This window comes from Tardiphaga sp. GW821-FHT12E02 (assembly GCF_058807155.1).
Map to the genome: position 1 here is coordinate 2168522 of NZ_JBXAQK010000001.1, position 14181 is coordinate 2182702.

At 61.9% G+C, this 14181-nt stretch carries 12 protein-coding genes; 4 read left to right on the forward strand and 8 right to left on the reverse strand.

Features of this window, described 5'->3' with window-relative positions:
• Positions 1 to 155 precede the first annotated feature (155 nt).
• Positions 156 to 938 carry a sulfite exporter TauE/SafE family protein gene (locus tag AC1RQ5_RS10260; protein ID WP_493198715.1) on the reverse strand — a complete coding sequence of 261 codons (783 nt, stop codon included), beginning with the start codon at positions 936 to 938 and terminating at the stop codon, positions 156 to 158.
• A 215-nt stretch (positions 939 to 1153) separates the two neighbouring features.
• Here AC1RQ5_RS10260 and AC1RQ5_RS10265 point away from each other — a divergent pair, with 215 nt between their 5' ends.
• Complete coding sequence (locus AC1RQ5_RS10265; protein ID WP_493198717.1) at positions 1154 to 1555, forward strand: nuclear transport factor 2 family protein; 402 nt, start codon at positions 1154 to 1156, stop codon at positions 1553 to 1555.
• A gap of 11 nt (positions 1556 to 1566) precedes the next feature.
• Positions 1567 to 2940, forward strand: a complete 1374-nt coding sequence (locus tag AC1RQ5_RS10270; RefSeq protein ID WP_493198719.1) for an NAD(P)/FAD-dependent oxidoreductase — start codon at positions 1567 to 1569, stop codon at positions 2938 to 2940.
• Here AC1RQ5_RS10270 and AC1RQ5_RS10275 read toward each other — a convergent pair.
• From AC1RQ5_RS10275 to AC1RQ5_RS10295, 5 genes are all read right to left on the reverse strand, one after another.
• Complete coding sequence (locus tag AC1RQ5_RS10275) at positions 2916 to 6080, reverse strand: efflux RND transporter permease subunit (RefSeq protein ID WP_493198721.1); 3165 nt, start codon at positions 6078 to 6080, stop codon at positions 2916 to 2918. The genes AC1RQ5_RS10270 and AC1RQ5_RS10275 overlap by 25 nt on opposite strands.
• A complete protein-coding gene (locus tag AC1RQ5_RS10280; RefSeq protein WP_493198722.1) occupies positions 6077 to 7225 on the reverse strand; it encodes an efflux RND transporter periplasmic adaptor subunit in 1149 nt (382 codons plus the stop codon). Before AC1RQ5_RS10280 ends, AC1RQ5_RS10275 begins: the two co-directional genes overlap by 4 nt.
• 149 nt (positions 7226 to 7374) lie before the next feature.
• Complete coding sequence (locus AC1RQ5_RS10285) at positions 7375 to 7755, reverse strand: hypothetical protein (protein WP_493198723.1); 381 nt, start codon at positions 7753 to 7755, stop codon at positions 7375 to 7377.
• A 95-nt stretch (positions 7756 to 7850) separates the two neighbouring features.
• The gene (locus AC1RQ5_RS10290) at positions 7851 to 8339 is read right to left on the reverse strand and encodes a hypothetical protein (RefSeq protein WP_493198725.1); all 489 of its coding nucleotides are present in this window, start codon (positions 8337 to 8339) and stop codon (positions 7851 to 7853) included.
• A 57-nt stretch (positions 8340 to 8396) separates the two neighbouring features.
• The gene (locus AC1RQ5_RS10295) at positions 8397 to 8627 is read right to left on the reverse strand and encodes a cysteine rich repeat-containing protein (RefSeq protein WP_493198727.1); all 231 of its coding nucleotides are present in this window, start codon (positions 8625 to 8627) and stop codon (positions 8397 to 8399) included.
• Positions 8628 to 8862: 235 nt separating this feature from the next.
• On the opposite strand from AC1RQ5_RS10295, the gene AC1RQ5_RS10300 reads away from it, so the two are divergent.
• Positions 8863 to 9579: a response regulator gene (locus AC1RQ5_RS10300; RefSeq protein ID WP_398482382.1), complete on the forward strand. Its 717-nt coding sequence runs from the start codon at positions 8863 to 8865 to the stop codon at positions 9577 to 9579.
• Positions 9576 to 10922 (forward strand): sensor histidine kinase, encoded by a 1347-nt coding sequence (locus AC1RQ5_RS10305; RefSeq protein ID WP_493198729.1) that lies wholly within the window; start codon positions 9576 to 9578, stop codon positions 10920 to 10922. The genes AC1RQ5_RS10300 and AC1RQ5_RS10305 overlap by 4 nt, the downstream gene beginning before the upstream one ends.
• Before the next feature lie 414 nt (positions 10923 to 11336).
• On the opposite strand, the gene AC1RQ5_RS10310 is transcribed toward AC1RQ5_RS10305, so the two are convergent.
• Both AC1RQ5_RS10310 and AC1RQ5_RS10315 read right to left on the reverse strand, forming a co-directional pair.
• Positions 11337 to 12224, reverse strand: coding sequence for a trypsin-like peptidase domain-containing protein (locus AC1RQ5_RS10310; RefSeq protein WP_493198731.1), 888 nt, complete (start codon positions 12222 to 12224; stop codon positions 11337 to 11339).
• A 55-nt stretch (positions 12225 to 12279) separates the two neighbouring features.
• The gene (locus tag AC1RQ5_RS10315) at positions 12280 to 14175 is read right to left on the reverse strand and encodes an NACHT domain-containing protein (RefSeq protein ID WP_493198733.1); all 1896 of its coding nucleotides are present in this window, start codon (positions 14173 to 14175) and stop codon (positions 12280 to 12282) included.
• Positions 14176 to 14181 lie beyond the last annotated feature (6 nt).

Sequence of the window (14181 nt, forward strand, 5' to 3'; positions counted from 1 at the left end):
CACCTCTCCCCACCGGGGAGAGGTCGACACGGCGAAGCGCAGCGTAGCCGGGGCGGGTGAGGGGGGCTCACGCTCCAACGTCACCAGCCCCCTCACCCGCGCGCAAGGGCGCGCGACCTCTCCCCTGAGGGAAGAGGTGAAGAAGGCCGCCTTCGCTACGTCAGTTCACCGATCCCCTTCACCGCGCTGATCAGCGCGATGACGCCGAGACTGGCGATGGACACCTGCCGGTGCACCGCGTCGCTGCCGCGGCGGAACGCGAGTTCGCCGAGCCGGGTGCCGAGCCACATCACCGGCAGGCCGAGCAGCGACAGGCCGACGGTGTGCAGGTTCATCAGCCCGACGCCGACAAAACTCACCGTCGCGGTGATCGAGGTCATCAGGAAGAACACCATCAGGGACGCCCGTGCCGCCCGGCGCGGCATCGGCAGCGACATGTAATAGGCCACCACCGGCGGGCCGGGCATGGCGGCAAGGCCGTTGAACAGGCCGGAGAAAAAGCCGGTGATCGAGGTCAGCGGGCGGGGTGGGGTCTCGGGCAAGGCGAAACCGCGCTGCAGCGCGAACACCGCCAGCAGTGTGATGGCGCTGATCGCCAGCCGGGCTGCCGGTGCCGAGATCGCGCTCAGGATCAGCGTGCCCAGCGGCGAGCCGATCAGTGCGCCGAGCATCAGCCAGCGCAGCGAGGGCCAGTCGCAGGCCTGCGACGCCTTGCGGAAGTCGAGCAGGCTGCCGGCGAGCTGCAGGCCGATCGCCACCGGCACGGCTTCGGTCGGGGTCATGAAAAGGCTCAGCAGCGGCACGGCGGCCAGCGCGAAGCCGAAACCCGTATAGCCGCGCAGCACGGCGGCGACGAAGATGGAGGCGATGGAGAGCAGAACCAGCTTTGGTGTCAGCGCCGCACCGAGATCGCCGATCGCGATCACGAGGTCATGCATGTCAGTCGGTTCCGTCCCTTGCCATGGCGCCACCATGGCGGTCTGCGCCCGAAGGTGCAGGGCCAGCGCTGGCCAATGTTTGGTCCAGATCCGGTGGGCTCTGGCCGGTTGGTTCGGCGCAACTGGCCCTAATCGCGGCGCATCACCGCTGGCACCCTCATGGTCGTGATCGGCCATGTGCCGATGCCTGCTTCAACGATCGAGAGAGCCTTGCAATGTCCGAGTCGTCCGCGCGCCACCAGCTTCTAGTCACGCTGTTCGAGGCGTTCAACCGCCACGATGCCGATGGCGTGATGGCCTGCATGACCGACGACATCGTCTTTGACACCGCCGTCGGCGCCGAGATGTATGGCAACCGCATCATCGGCACGGCGGATGTGAAGGCGGCGTTCGAGAAGGTGTGGGGCGGCATGCCCGATGTGAGCTGGACCTGCACGTCGCACAGCGTGTTCGGCGATCGCGGCCTGTCGGAATGGATCTTTCGCGGGACGGCTGCCAATGGCACGCGCATCGAGGCCGAGGGCTGCGACCTCTTCACCTTCAAGGGCGACAAGCTCTCGCGCAAGAGCGCCTTCCGCAAGGACCGGCCGGCGCTGCCGGCCCAACCTGCATCGTAAGGAAGCTGTCCATGTCGATCGCGCCCTACGACCAGCATCATGATCCGCTCGTCTCGCCGGGCCCCGGCACCAACCGCAACTACGCGCCGACCTACTGGCTGGCCACCGCCGGCACGCCGCCCGAGGATGACGGCCCGATCACCGGCGATATCGACGCCGATGTCGCGATCATCGGCTCGGGCTATACGGGGCTTGCCTGCGCGATCTTCCTCGCGCGCGAATTCGGCATCAAGGCGGTGGTGCTCGAAGCCAACCGCGTCGCCTGGGGCTGCAGCACGCGCAATGGCGGGCAGGGGCAGAATGCATCGGGCCGGCTGTCGCGCTCGCAATGGATCGAGCGCTGGGGCCGCGACGTGGCGCTGCGCCTGCATGCGGAAGTGCAGGACGGTTTTGAGACGTTCGAGGAACTGATCACATCCGGCAAGATCGATTGCGAGCCGCAGCGCGGCGGCCATCTCTATCTCGCCCATCGCCAGCGCATGCTGGACAAGATCGCGGCCGAGTCGAAGGTGCAGAACGAGGTGTTCGGCTACAAGACCCGCGTGTTGTCGGCCGACGAGGTGCGCCGCGACTATGTCAACGAGGCGGAATGCGTCGGCGCGGTGCATGAGCCGCTCGGCACCGGCGTGCATCCTGCGAAGCTTGCCTTCGGCTACCAGCGTATGGCGCGCGAGCTTGGCGCGAAGGTGCATCCGGGCAGCCCGGTGCTGGAGATCACGACGCGCGGCGGCGTGCATCATCTGCGCACGCCCGGCGGCACGGTGCGTGCCCGCGCCGTCGGCATCGCGACCGGTGCCTATACGTCGCTCGGCCTGACGCCGTTCCTGCGCGGGCGCTGCATGCCGATCATGTCGAATTCCATCGTGACGCGGCCGCTCACCGAAACGGAGCTGGGAGCGACTGGTTTCAAGACCACGCAGGTGATTACCGATACGCGCACGCTGCGGTTCTATTATCGCCGGCTGCCGGACAATCGGGTGCAGATCGGCAGCCGCAGCGCCATCACCGGCGCCGATGCCGCCAACCAGAAGCATCTGCAGCTTTTGATCGACGGCCTGCACCGCAAGTTCCCGGCGCTGAAGGGCATCGAGATCGATTATTCGTGGTGGGGCTGGGTCGATGTCAGCCACGACATGATGCCGCGCATCTTCCGGCCCGATCCTTCGCAGACGCTGTTCTATGCGCTGGGCTATGGCGGCAATGGCGTGTCCTATTCGGCGCAGGCCGGGCGCCGCATGGCGCAGATGATCGGCGGCAAGGAATTCAAAGGCCAAGACCTGCCGATCTTCACCTCGCCGCTGCCGACACATCCGTTCGCGCCGTTCCGGCGCATCGGCCAGCGCATGCTGTACAAGCTCTATCAGTCGCGCGACGAGGCGGCATAGGCGCTCACGCGCTTGCTGCGCGCGCCGTGGACCCAGTTCTCCACCTGCCGGGCAACGACATAGGTCGCGGGCGTCAGCACGACGACCAGCAGTGTCGACGACAGCATGCCGGAGAAGGTCACGATTCCGATCGAGCGTTGTGCATTTGCCCCGGCGCCCGTTGCGAGCATCAGCGGCACCACGCCGGCGGCAAAGGCGATCGAGGTCATCATGATCGGGCGGAAGCGTTCGCGCGCCGCTGCGACCGCGGCATCGATCAGGCTCTCGCCGCCTTCAACGCGCTTGCGGGCGACTTCGACGATCAGGATGGCGTTCTTGGCGGAGAGCGCGACCAGCAGGATCAGTCCGATCTGCGAATAGAGATTCACATTGATGCCGAGCGCCGCGATGGTCAGCACCGGGCCCACCAGCGCGAGCGGCACGGCCAGCAGGATCGACGCCGGCGTCCACCAGCTCTCATATTGCGCGGCCAGCACCAGATAGACGAGCAGCAGCGCCAGTCCGAGTGCCAGATAGATCTGACCCGCGATGGCCTTCTCCTGATACGACATCGCCGTCCATTCATGCGCCGTGCCGGCCGGCAATGTGCGTTTGGCCACGGCATCCATGATGCCGAGGACGTCGCCGGAGCTGAAGCCGGGGGCTGGCGCGCCGAGGATGGTCGCGCTCGGATAGAGATTATACAGGCTGACCAGCGACGGCCCGCTGCTGCGGGTGACCGACAGCAGCGATCCCAGAGGCACCATATTGCCCTGTGCATTGCGGACCGTGAGATCGAACACCTGCTGCAGGTCGGTGCGTGCCGTGCCGTCATTGGTGGCGAACACCTGGAAGGTGCGGCCGAAGCGATCGAAGCGCCCGGCAAAGCTCGAGCCGAGCGATGCCGACAGGGTGGAGAACACGTCATCCACCGCGACTTGCAGCGTCGCTGCCTTGATGCGGTCGACGGTCAGGCCGATCTGCGGCGCATCGGCGCGGAAGCTGGCATTGGTCCGCTGCACGCCGGATTGTCCCTGCGCATTGCGCTGCATGGCGTCGGTGACCTGCGACAGCCGCTGCCAGTCCAGCGTGTTGTCGCGCAGCTCCACTTGCATGGTGAAACCGCCGCTGTTGCCGATGCCCTGAATGGCGGGCGGCGGGATCACCAGGACCTTGGCGTCGTCCACATCGGCAACGGCCCTGGTCAGCGCGCCATACATGTTCGGCAGGTTTTCGCTCTTGCCGCGTTCGCTCCAGTCCTTCAGCACGATATAGATGGCGCCGGCATTGGCCAGCGACGCATTGCCGTCGGTGGCGGACACGCCGGCGATCGACAGCGTGTTGTCGACGCCGCCGACCTTGCGCAGTTTGCCGCTGATGCGATCGAGCGCCGCATCGGTGCGCTCGAGCGAGGCACCGCTCGGCAATTGCACGCTGACGAGGAAATAGCCCTGATCCTCGAGCGGCAGGAAGCCAGTGGGCAGCCGCGTCAGGCCCACCATCGCCAGCGTGACGATCGCAACGCCGGCCAGCGTGGTTGCGATGCTGTGGCGGACCAGCCGTGTCACCAGCGCTGTATAGCGCCGCTCGACGGCACCATAGACCTTGTTGAAGCCACGCCGGAACCGGCCGGGCCGGGCGGACGCATCATGCGGCTTCAGCCAGGTTGCGCATTGCGTCGGCTTCAGTGTCACGGCATTCACCGCGCTGAGCAGCGCCGTCGCGGCGATCACCAGCGCGAATTGCGCGAAGATCTGGCCGGTCAGGCCGGGCAGGAACGCGGCCGGCAGGAACACCGAGATCAGCACCAGCGTGATGCCGATGATCGGGCCGAGCAGATGATCCATGGCCGAACCTGCGGCATCATGCGGCGACAGCCCGCTCTCGATGCCGTGGGCGGCGCCCTCGACCACGACGATGGCGTCGTCCACCACGATGCCGATCGCCAGCACCAGCGCGAACAGGGTCGACATGTTGACCGTGAAGCCGAGCGCCGCCATCACCGCGAAGGCGCCGATCACCGTGACCGGCACCGTGGTGGCCGGCACCATCATGGCGCGCCAGTCGCCGAGGGACAGCAGGATGACCGCCAGCACCAGCACGCCGGTCTCGATCAGCGTCACATAGACCTCATGGATGGCGGCATCGACGAAGCGGGTGGTGTCGAACGGGATCTGGTAGCTGACGCCCGGCGGGAAGGTTTTTGACAGTTCCGCCATGCGGGTCTTCACCGCGTTCATGACGTCGAGCGCATTGGCGCTTGGATCCTGGGCGATGGCGATGCCGGCCGCCTGTGCGCCGTCGAGCTTGAAGCCCTGGCTGTAGGTCTGTGCGCCCAGTTCGACCCGGGCGACATCCTTGAGCCGCACGATCTGGCCGCCATTCTCCGGTGCGGCCTTGACCACGATCTCGCCGAACTCGCCGGGATCGCTGAAGCGGCTGGAGCGGACTTCGAGGGTCTGCTGGAATGCCTGCCCGTTCGGCACCGGCGGGCCGCCGAGCTGGCCCAGCGGCACCACCTGGCTCTGCTGCTGCAGCGCGCCGACCACGTCGCCGGCGGTGAGATTGCGGGCGCGGAGCTGCTGCGGGTCCATCCAGACCCGCATCGCATACTGGCCGGCGCCGAACACGGTGACATTGCCGACGCCGGGCAGGCGCGACAGTTCATTCACGAGATTGATCGAGGCGTAGTTGCTCAGGAACAGGCCGTCGCGGCTGTTGTCGGGAGAGGTGAGCGCGGCGAAGCCGAGAATGGAGGTCGAGCGCTTGTCGACCTTGACGCCCTGGGTCTGCACGCTGCTCGGCAGCGAGGCCAGCGCCGACGACACGCGGTTCTGCACCAGCACCTGGGCCTGGTCGACATCGGTGCCGATCTCGAAGGTCACTGTGAGCGTGTAGGTGCCGCTGTCGGTGCTGTAGGACTGCATATAGAGCATGCCGCCGACGCCATTGACCTGCTGCTCGATGGGCAGCGCCACCGTGCGTGCGATCACGGCGGCATTGGCGCCGGGATAGGTCGCCGTCACCTGCACGGTGGGCGGCACCACATTGGGATATTGCGCGACCGGCAGGCGCAGCAGGCATACGGCGCCGATCAGCAGCATCAGCAGCGCGATGACATTGGCGAAGACGGGACGGTCGATGAAGAAGCGCGAGATCATGGTTTGCTGTCCGGTGTGGCAGGTGTCGCGGGGGCTGCGCTGTCGTGCGGTGCGACGGTCTGGCCGACCGCGACCTGCTGCGCATTCGTGACGATGACCCGGTCGCCGGCGGCAATGCCGCTGCGGATGATCCGCAGTTCGCCCTCGCGGCCGCCGGTCTCGACCATCCGTTGCTCGACCTTGTTGTCGGCATCGACCACCAGCAGCGTCGGCGTGCCCTGGATGTTGCCCAGTGCGGTGTCGGGGACGAGCAGCGCGTTCTTGCTCTTGCGGGCCGGAATCCGGACCTTGACGAACGCGCCGGGCAGCAGCGCGCGATCGGCATTCTGCAGGATGGCGCGCACCGACAGCGTGCCGGTGGCCGGATCGACCGCGGGCGCGGCGTAATCGAGCTGTCCGCGATGGGGAAATCCATGCTCGCCCTGCATGGCGACATCGACCGGCAACGTGCGCAGATCGGCCTCGGTCTTGCCGGCCGCGGCCACCAGCCCACGCACGCGGATGGCGTCGCTCTCGTTGACGGTGAATTTGGCCCAGATCGGGTTGATCTGCAGCAGGGTGGCGAGCTGCGCCGTCTGCTCGGTTCCCACCAGGGCGCCGACGCTTTGCAGATGATTGGTCATCACCCCGTCGAACGGGGCGGTGACCTTTGTATAGGAGTAGTTGATGCGGGCCTGGTCAAGGGCGGCCTTGGCCTGCTGGGTCGAGGCCTTGGCCGCGTTCAGGTCGGCGGTTGATTGCTGGGCCTGCATCTGCGAGGCGACCTCGCGGCTCGCCAGCGTCGCATAGCGCTCGTTCTGCTGGGTGGCGAACAGCGCCTTGGCCTGGGACGCCGCGAGATTTGCCTCGGCCTCCTCGAGCTTGGCCCGGTAGGGCGCGGGTTCGATGGTGAACAGGGTCTGGCCCTGCCTGACGGTGGTACCGTCCTCATAGCCGATCGACTCCAGAAAGCCCTGGATGCGCGCGACGACGCCGACCGACTTCACCGGCACGAGCTGGCCGGTGAACTCCATATATTCGGTGACGTCGCGCTGCACCGGCGCCTGCACCTTGACCTCGGGCGGCGGCGGCGCCTGGTAGGAATTGCGCGGCCCGCAGCCGGCAATCATGGCCGGCAGCGTCAGAAGCGCGATCGCGAGGCGCACGCGGCTTGCCGCAGGGTGCCCGTCTCGCGCGCAGGAGGAGAAGCAGAAAGGAAAAGCAGGCACGCGACGACTCCGTCGATGGTCGGACATGAAAATGGAAAAGGCAGCATGCCGATGTGGCCCGGTGGGCCGCCCGCGCATGGCAATGGCTAGGCAGCGGACCGGTAGGCGTGCGACACCATGATCCGGTGTCGCGGGCCATCCGTCAGCGCAGCTTCGCTGTTCGGCTCCGTCGCATCGTCATCCGTGAGACAAGCGACCAGACCTGTTTGCAATCGGTCGAGCGCGAAATCGAGAATGTCGCGGTCCGATCCGAGCTCCCTGGCTGTATCGGCGACCTTCAGATAGGCGTAAAACTCGCTCAGGCAGGCTCTTGGTACCACCGTCGTCATATCGGCGCGCACCGGCCGCGGCGTCATGCGGTTATTTTGGGCCAGGGTGGCCGACAATCCGCAACAGATCGCCAAGGCGAGACATCCCGCCACCAGTACCCAGCCAATTGCTGTCCATTGTCGTGGTTCGCTATCCATTCGGCATGTCCTTGTCCCGAGCAGCACGTGGCACCGGGGATGGCACTGCCAGATCCCCGGTCCTCGAAAGTGAGCAGCGCGCGCGGCGCAGCTCCTCAGTATGGGCGGTAGTAGGCGACGTGGGCCGCGTAATAGGGCCGATAGGCGGAGCCGTAATAGTAACGCGAATAGTAGTAGGGACGAGGTGCGTAGACGACCGGCCGCGGCGCATAGACCACGCCTGGCGCGACATAGACCGGCGCCGTGGAAGCATAGGCCGAACGGGCGATCGTCGTGCCAGCGGCGACACCGACCGCCACACCCGCTGCAACCCGGCCTGCATGATGATGGTGACCATGATAGTGCCCGGCGTGACCGCGCGTGACGGCGCCTGCACGTGTAACCGAGCCACCGCGCGGTCCGGTGACGGTGCTCTTGCCGGCGCAAACGCCGCCGGCACATCCGACCGCGCCGCTGCGGGTGACGCTGTTGCCGTTGGGGCCGGTGCGGGTCACCGTGCCGCTGCGCGACCAGGCATTCGCTTCGGCCATGGTCACGAGCGACAACATCGCGGCAAGCGCCGACCGCGTCAGAAACTTCTTCATATCGTTCTCCTCATCGAGATTGTCAGGAACTGGATTGCCGGTTGGGTCGGGCAGCGCCTATTCCGCCTTGGCCGACTTCAGGGCGTCCTTGCATTCCGGCGACAGCTTGTCGGCCTTTTCCTTGAGGCAGGCCGCGATCCGGCCGCCGCCCGGCGCGACGGTGGCGCAGAACTTGTTGAAGTCGGCGCGGCAGGCCGCACGCGGCGACTGTGCCTGCGCATGGGCAACGGCGGGCAGGGGCGTGAGCAGCGCGAGCGCGGCAAAAGTCTTGTAGACGGATTTGTTCATGTTCTCGTTCTCACATTGGGATGTTCGAAACGTCAGTGCACGACGGTGGATCGCGTCCTGACGAAAAGATATCTAGCCGGCCGATGTGGATCGCGTTTCGATGCCGCGCAATGTTTTGTGTTGGTTTGTAGACGGGATGTAACAGCCGCGAGGGCGGCTCTTATGTCGCGTAACAGTTTGTAAAAACGCCGTTCTGCGGCTTGCCGATCGCGCGTCATTGTTGGAAACAGGCGGCATGACAGTGCCGCAGCCCACCATTCTCATTGTCGAGGACGATCCGGAAATCCGTCGACTGGTGCGCGACCTCCTGATCCAGGAAGGGTTTGCCATCGAGATTGCCGAAGACGGCAGGGCCATGGACGAGGTGCTGGCGCGGCTGCATCCCGATCTGATGATTCTCGATCTGATGCTGCCCGGCGAGGACGGTCTGGCGATCTGCCGGCGGTTGCGCGCCAGCAGCACCATTCCCATCCTGATGCTGACCGCCAAGAGCGACGAGATCGACCGCGTGGTCGGCCTCGAAATGGGCGCCGACGATTATCTCGCCAAGCCGTTCAGCTCGCGCGAATTGCTGGCGCGCGCCCGCGCGATCCTGCGCCGGACCCGGCCGGTGCCGCAGGCGCCGGACAATCGCCGCTACGGTTTCGATGCCTTCGCGATCGATATCGATGCGCGCCAGTTGACGACCCAGGACGGTGAGGCGGTGGCGCTGACCAGCGCCGAATTCGATCTGCTGGTGTGCTTCGTGCAGCGGCCGCGCCGGGTGCTGACACGCGACCAGATTCTCGACTGGACCCATGGCCGCTCCGCCGAGCCGTTCGACCGCACTGTCGACATGCTGATCTCGCGCCTGCGCAAGAAGCTCGACGTTGCACATCCCGGCTCCAACCTGATCAGCACGGTGCGCAATGGCGGCTATCTGATGACCGCCCATGTGAGCCCGCTGGCATGACCGGCAGCCTGTCCTTCGGCGCCCGTATCGGCCTGATCATGGTCAGCGGTCTGGCCTTGGTGTGGGTCACCGCCATCGCGGCCTATTATGTCGGCGGCCGCAGCAATGACCTGCAGTCGATCGGTGATCCCGCGCATGTGGTAGCGGTTGTCGAGCTGATGGAGCGCACCGCGCCGGACGGGCGCGCACTGGTCGAGCGCGCCACCAGTACCGATGGATTCATGGTCAGTGTCGAGCGCAGCGCCGCCAATGACGACGACGCCACGGAGCCGGGCTCGCGCTTCAGCGGCAGCACCGCACAGCCTTATGTCGCGGCGCTGGCAGGGCGCAAGGTCAACGTGACCTTTGACGATACCCAGCGGCGCCGCATGTTTCGCCACTTGTGGCCCGACATTCTGCGGTTGCGCATCGATCTCGGCGACGGCGATGTGCTCACCATCGCGATCGTGACGCCCCTGCTGCGCGGCCCGCTCGGTCTGCCGATCGGGTTCGGCGCGGGGATCATCGGCATTTTCGTCGCGTTGATCGCGTTACTGGCGATGCGCCGCGAGACCAAGCCGCTGACCCGGCTGGCTGAGGCCGTCGACCGTATCGATCTCTCGCCCAATCCGCTACCGCTGCCGGAAGCGCGCGGCAGCGCGCCGGAAATCCGCGCGCTGATTGAGGCCTTCAACCGGTTGCAGGGCCGGCTCGGCGAGTTGCTGCGTTCGCGGCTGGCGATGCTGGGCGGCATCTCGCACGACGTCCGCACCTTTGCCACGCGGCTCAATCTGCGGGTCGAGAAAATCCCCGACGATGCCGAGCGCGAACGTGCGATGACCGATATCCACGACATGATCCGGCTGCTCGACGACGCGCTGCTTGCCAGCCGCGCGGGTGCAGCGGAATTGTCGGAGGAACTGATCGAGATCGACGATCTGGTGCGCGGCGAAGTGGCTGATCGTCAGGCCAATGGCGCGCGCATTGATTTCGCGGCGGGATCGCATGGCCGCACTGCTGTCGTGCTCGGCGACCGGCTGGCATTGCGGCGGGTGATCGCCAACCTCGCCGATAACGCCATCAAATACGGTTACGCCGCTCATCTGCGCAGCGAAGTTTCCGGAAAGAACGTTATTCTCACCGTCGATGACCAGGGGCCTGGCATTCCCCTGACGCAACGCGCTGCCATGCTGGAGCCGTTCAGCCGCCTCGAGACCTCACGAAACCGCAACACCGGAGGTGCCGGCCTCGGGCTGGCGATCGCACGCGGTCTCGTCGAAGCTCATCACGGCAGCCTTGCGATCGAAAATACGGCTTCAGGGAACGGTCGCGTGTCGGTGCGCCTACCGCTTTTCGAAACATAGTTGAGGCGCGCGAACTGGGGCAACGCCGGCGAATTAAGTTACGTCTCGGCGCTGTCAGAAAATCTTTGGATTCGTGTCGCGGGTTGGTTCGGTCGCGGCCCCGATCACCGCGCCATCTTCCAAAAATCATTCGCGCCGCATTGAGACGCATCTTCCTGATACGTGCTGAAATCATTGGTGGGCCCACCAGGACTCGAACCTGGAACCAGACCGTTATGAGCGGTCCAACGCCCAGGTTCGTTTGCATTCCAATAAATGCAAATAAATCAATTGGTTACGCAAACGGAAAATGCAAATGTTTCTGAGGTCAAAATCAATTTGAAGGCTGATTGCGTCCGTTTGACTCCGTTTGTCTTTGATCAAGCCGATCTGCCTACGTTCATCCTGTACCGAATTGTGTTCGGGAAAGGGAGGTTACCTGCTCGCAATTAGATCTAATACGAAATCGATTGGAGTCACGACCGAATAGCCGCTGTTGAGGACAGTCGGATTTGCGGCAATACCAAATCGAGCATTGTCGAACGGGACATACTGACTGACCAAGCCAATAACTTTGTAATGCCGCTGAAACACCTGGTTCTCTACTTCAAGAACCAGCCCCCCGCTGTTTCCAGGATAGACCTCACAATCGAGAATGATTGTCCTCAGTGCTCTATTTAGGCCAGCGACAATCCCTTTTCTGATCAGGGGCCGCGATTGATCGATTTGCGGTATTTGCTGAAGTCCGATCGAGTTGGGATAGCCAAAAACGTATACGTCATTGCTGATCTGAACATTTTCAAACTTTTTGACGGTAGCCTTCTCATCTACGCCGACGATCCCGTCAGGCGCATTCTGCCTGACAACAACACCGGGGACTGGCTGCATTATCTGGCCAGAACCGTTAGGATTAGGCACGACGGCTGCGATTTTTATTACAGTCGCGTCCGCAGTTGAGTGCGATTTGAGATTTCCCGCGGCGGAGACCATTCCGAGATCAACCGCAATGATGTTGCTTAACGGTTGATCCACATCCCTAGAGAACGACTCAAGAGTGAGGTCGTTGGCGAAGAGTTTTTGACCATTCCGAAGATCGAAGAGAACGTGCTTTGCCGTAGCAAAATATACGGCATCGCCTGAATTAATATAAAACCCGCTACCCTGAGAGCCTTTGATCTCGACTTTAACTGGGTAGGCAAGATTGTCATCGGGCACAGCTCGATGAGAAGCTTCTACCGGTGGATGGGGCGTTTGTCCTTCAGACGCGGAAGTCATTGCAGCCATCACAAGGAGAAGAGTAGTGAACGATCGAAAACTAAGCATCGTTCAGATCCTCAATGAACTTTGCGCAGTATGCTGAAGGTGCGTACGTCGGTCTCTAATCGGTCTCGTCTTCAATTCCAAAAATCGACTCTATCGTATTGTTCCGGCGACTGGTCTTATCGATAAGTTTCTGAGTGACTTTCTGGACCAGCTCCATGTTGTCTTGTGCATAGTCTGCAAAACCGCAACTTGTGAGCCAATTCGCTTCAAGCCTTACTGACTTCCCGTTGACAGGAATGATGGCTGTTGCTTGTCCATTACCTTCAAAGATAATCTGAATTTGTGTACTGATTAGTTTCGGATAGTCCTTCTCGATTTTCTTGAATAGGGGATCTAGGGCTATGCGATCTTTACGCCGGTAGCGCGGAAACTTGTCGGCTAGTGCCTTATACTCAACTGGAAAAAGCTGCCGCAAGTTACCTCTAATGGTGGTTGTATCGTTGTGTTGAAACCGCGGTTGCTTATCGTCCTTTCGATAGCCGATCACCAAAAGATCGTCCCCAACATACTTGCTTAAAAACGGCTCTGGAGAGCTGTTGAATTTCTCTAGTAGACCTGACGCGGTTGGCAACAAGTACTCAGTTTCGAGAAGGCCATCGTTCATGTCGTGAAGCATTTTTAGTACGTTGTCCGACCAGCGATTAGCAATCTTCTCGACGATAGGAGAAAAATGCTTCTTTGACAGTCGGGCCAGACAGTAAGCGGCGAAGAATTCTTGAAACGTCCGGTGCGTGAATATGAGGTTCAGCCCCTCTTTTTGGATCACGCAAACAGACTCTTGTAAGTCTTTCAGGAACTTCTCTGTATCGACCTTCGCGTTCTCAATTTTTAGGCCCCGCTTAATGTAGCGCTTGATTTCAGCTGGCGTGAACTCAATTTTAGAGTCGAAGTACGAGACAAGGCAAAAGTAAGAAAAATACTTCTTGAAGACATCGACCGAAAGCTGGGCGTGCATGTCACGCTTGAAGGCTTCTTTCATGGCGTCGTGTCTGGCGAACAGAGTATCAAACGCCTGCTCGTAGAACAGGTGGATCTTCTCGGGGATATCGGCGAATTGATTGAATGTTAGAAGCATCAAGCTCGCGAGCAGGGGGGTAGATAAAAAGCTCTGATGCTTGTCGTACAGATCAGTGTTCAGTCGCCGAATAAATTTACGTTTGATGGCTTTGTCGAAGGTCAATTTCTTTACCAGGTCGACAACTTGCGACTTCGATAGTGGCTGAACAGTAAAGTTCGAGAATGCTTGCCACGCGTCAAAGGTTTCGTCGGGTCGGCCTGAAACGATTATCGTGCATTCTGGATTGTTCTTAGCGAGATCGAGAATTTGTTTCTCAACAGAGTCCTTCCTGTCCTTAACGACTTCATCGAAGCCGTCGAGGATGAAAACAAACAGGCCGCTCGCAACGCCTTTGTCAAATGTCTCTTTCGATAGCTTCGCGTGAGTTTCGACGATAGTGAAGTAAATTAGAGTAAGAATATTGTCGGCTTGGATGTCGTTGATGCGCCTGAGTTCGAAAAAGATAGGTATCTGGCCGCGCGGGTTCTCGAAAAACGAGATCCAAAGATACTTAGTGAAGATGGTCTTTCCACCACCACCGGTCCCTGAAATGATTACTCGTTTGCGTGATCTAATTTCTTCGATCGTAGCAAAATCATCAAACTCTTTGCCGTTGCATTTGAACCTGAGATTTACGTACTGATCGAGCAGAATTGCTGGCTCATCGGGATTTACAAGCGTCTTCAGCTTTGTGCAGCGGTCGTATGTAGTCGCGAGATGGGGGCCAAAGTTTGTAGATAGGTTTGTCGCGATTTCGCGTAAGGACTTCGTCAAAGATACATTGAGTGTATCTCCAACACGTGTCGCCAAGTCTTTGACGGCTTTAAGGGCAATAGGAGTGGCCGTTGCTTTAGCGGCTGCTATCAACTCAGGCGTAATAATTTCGCTTGGCATTCCAAG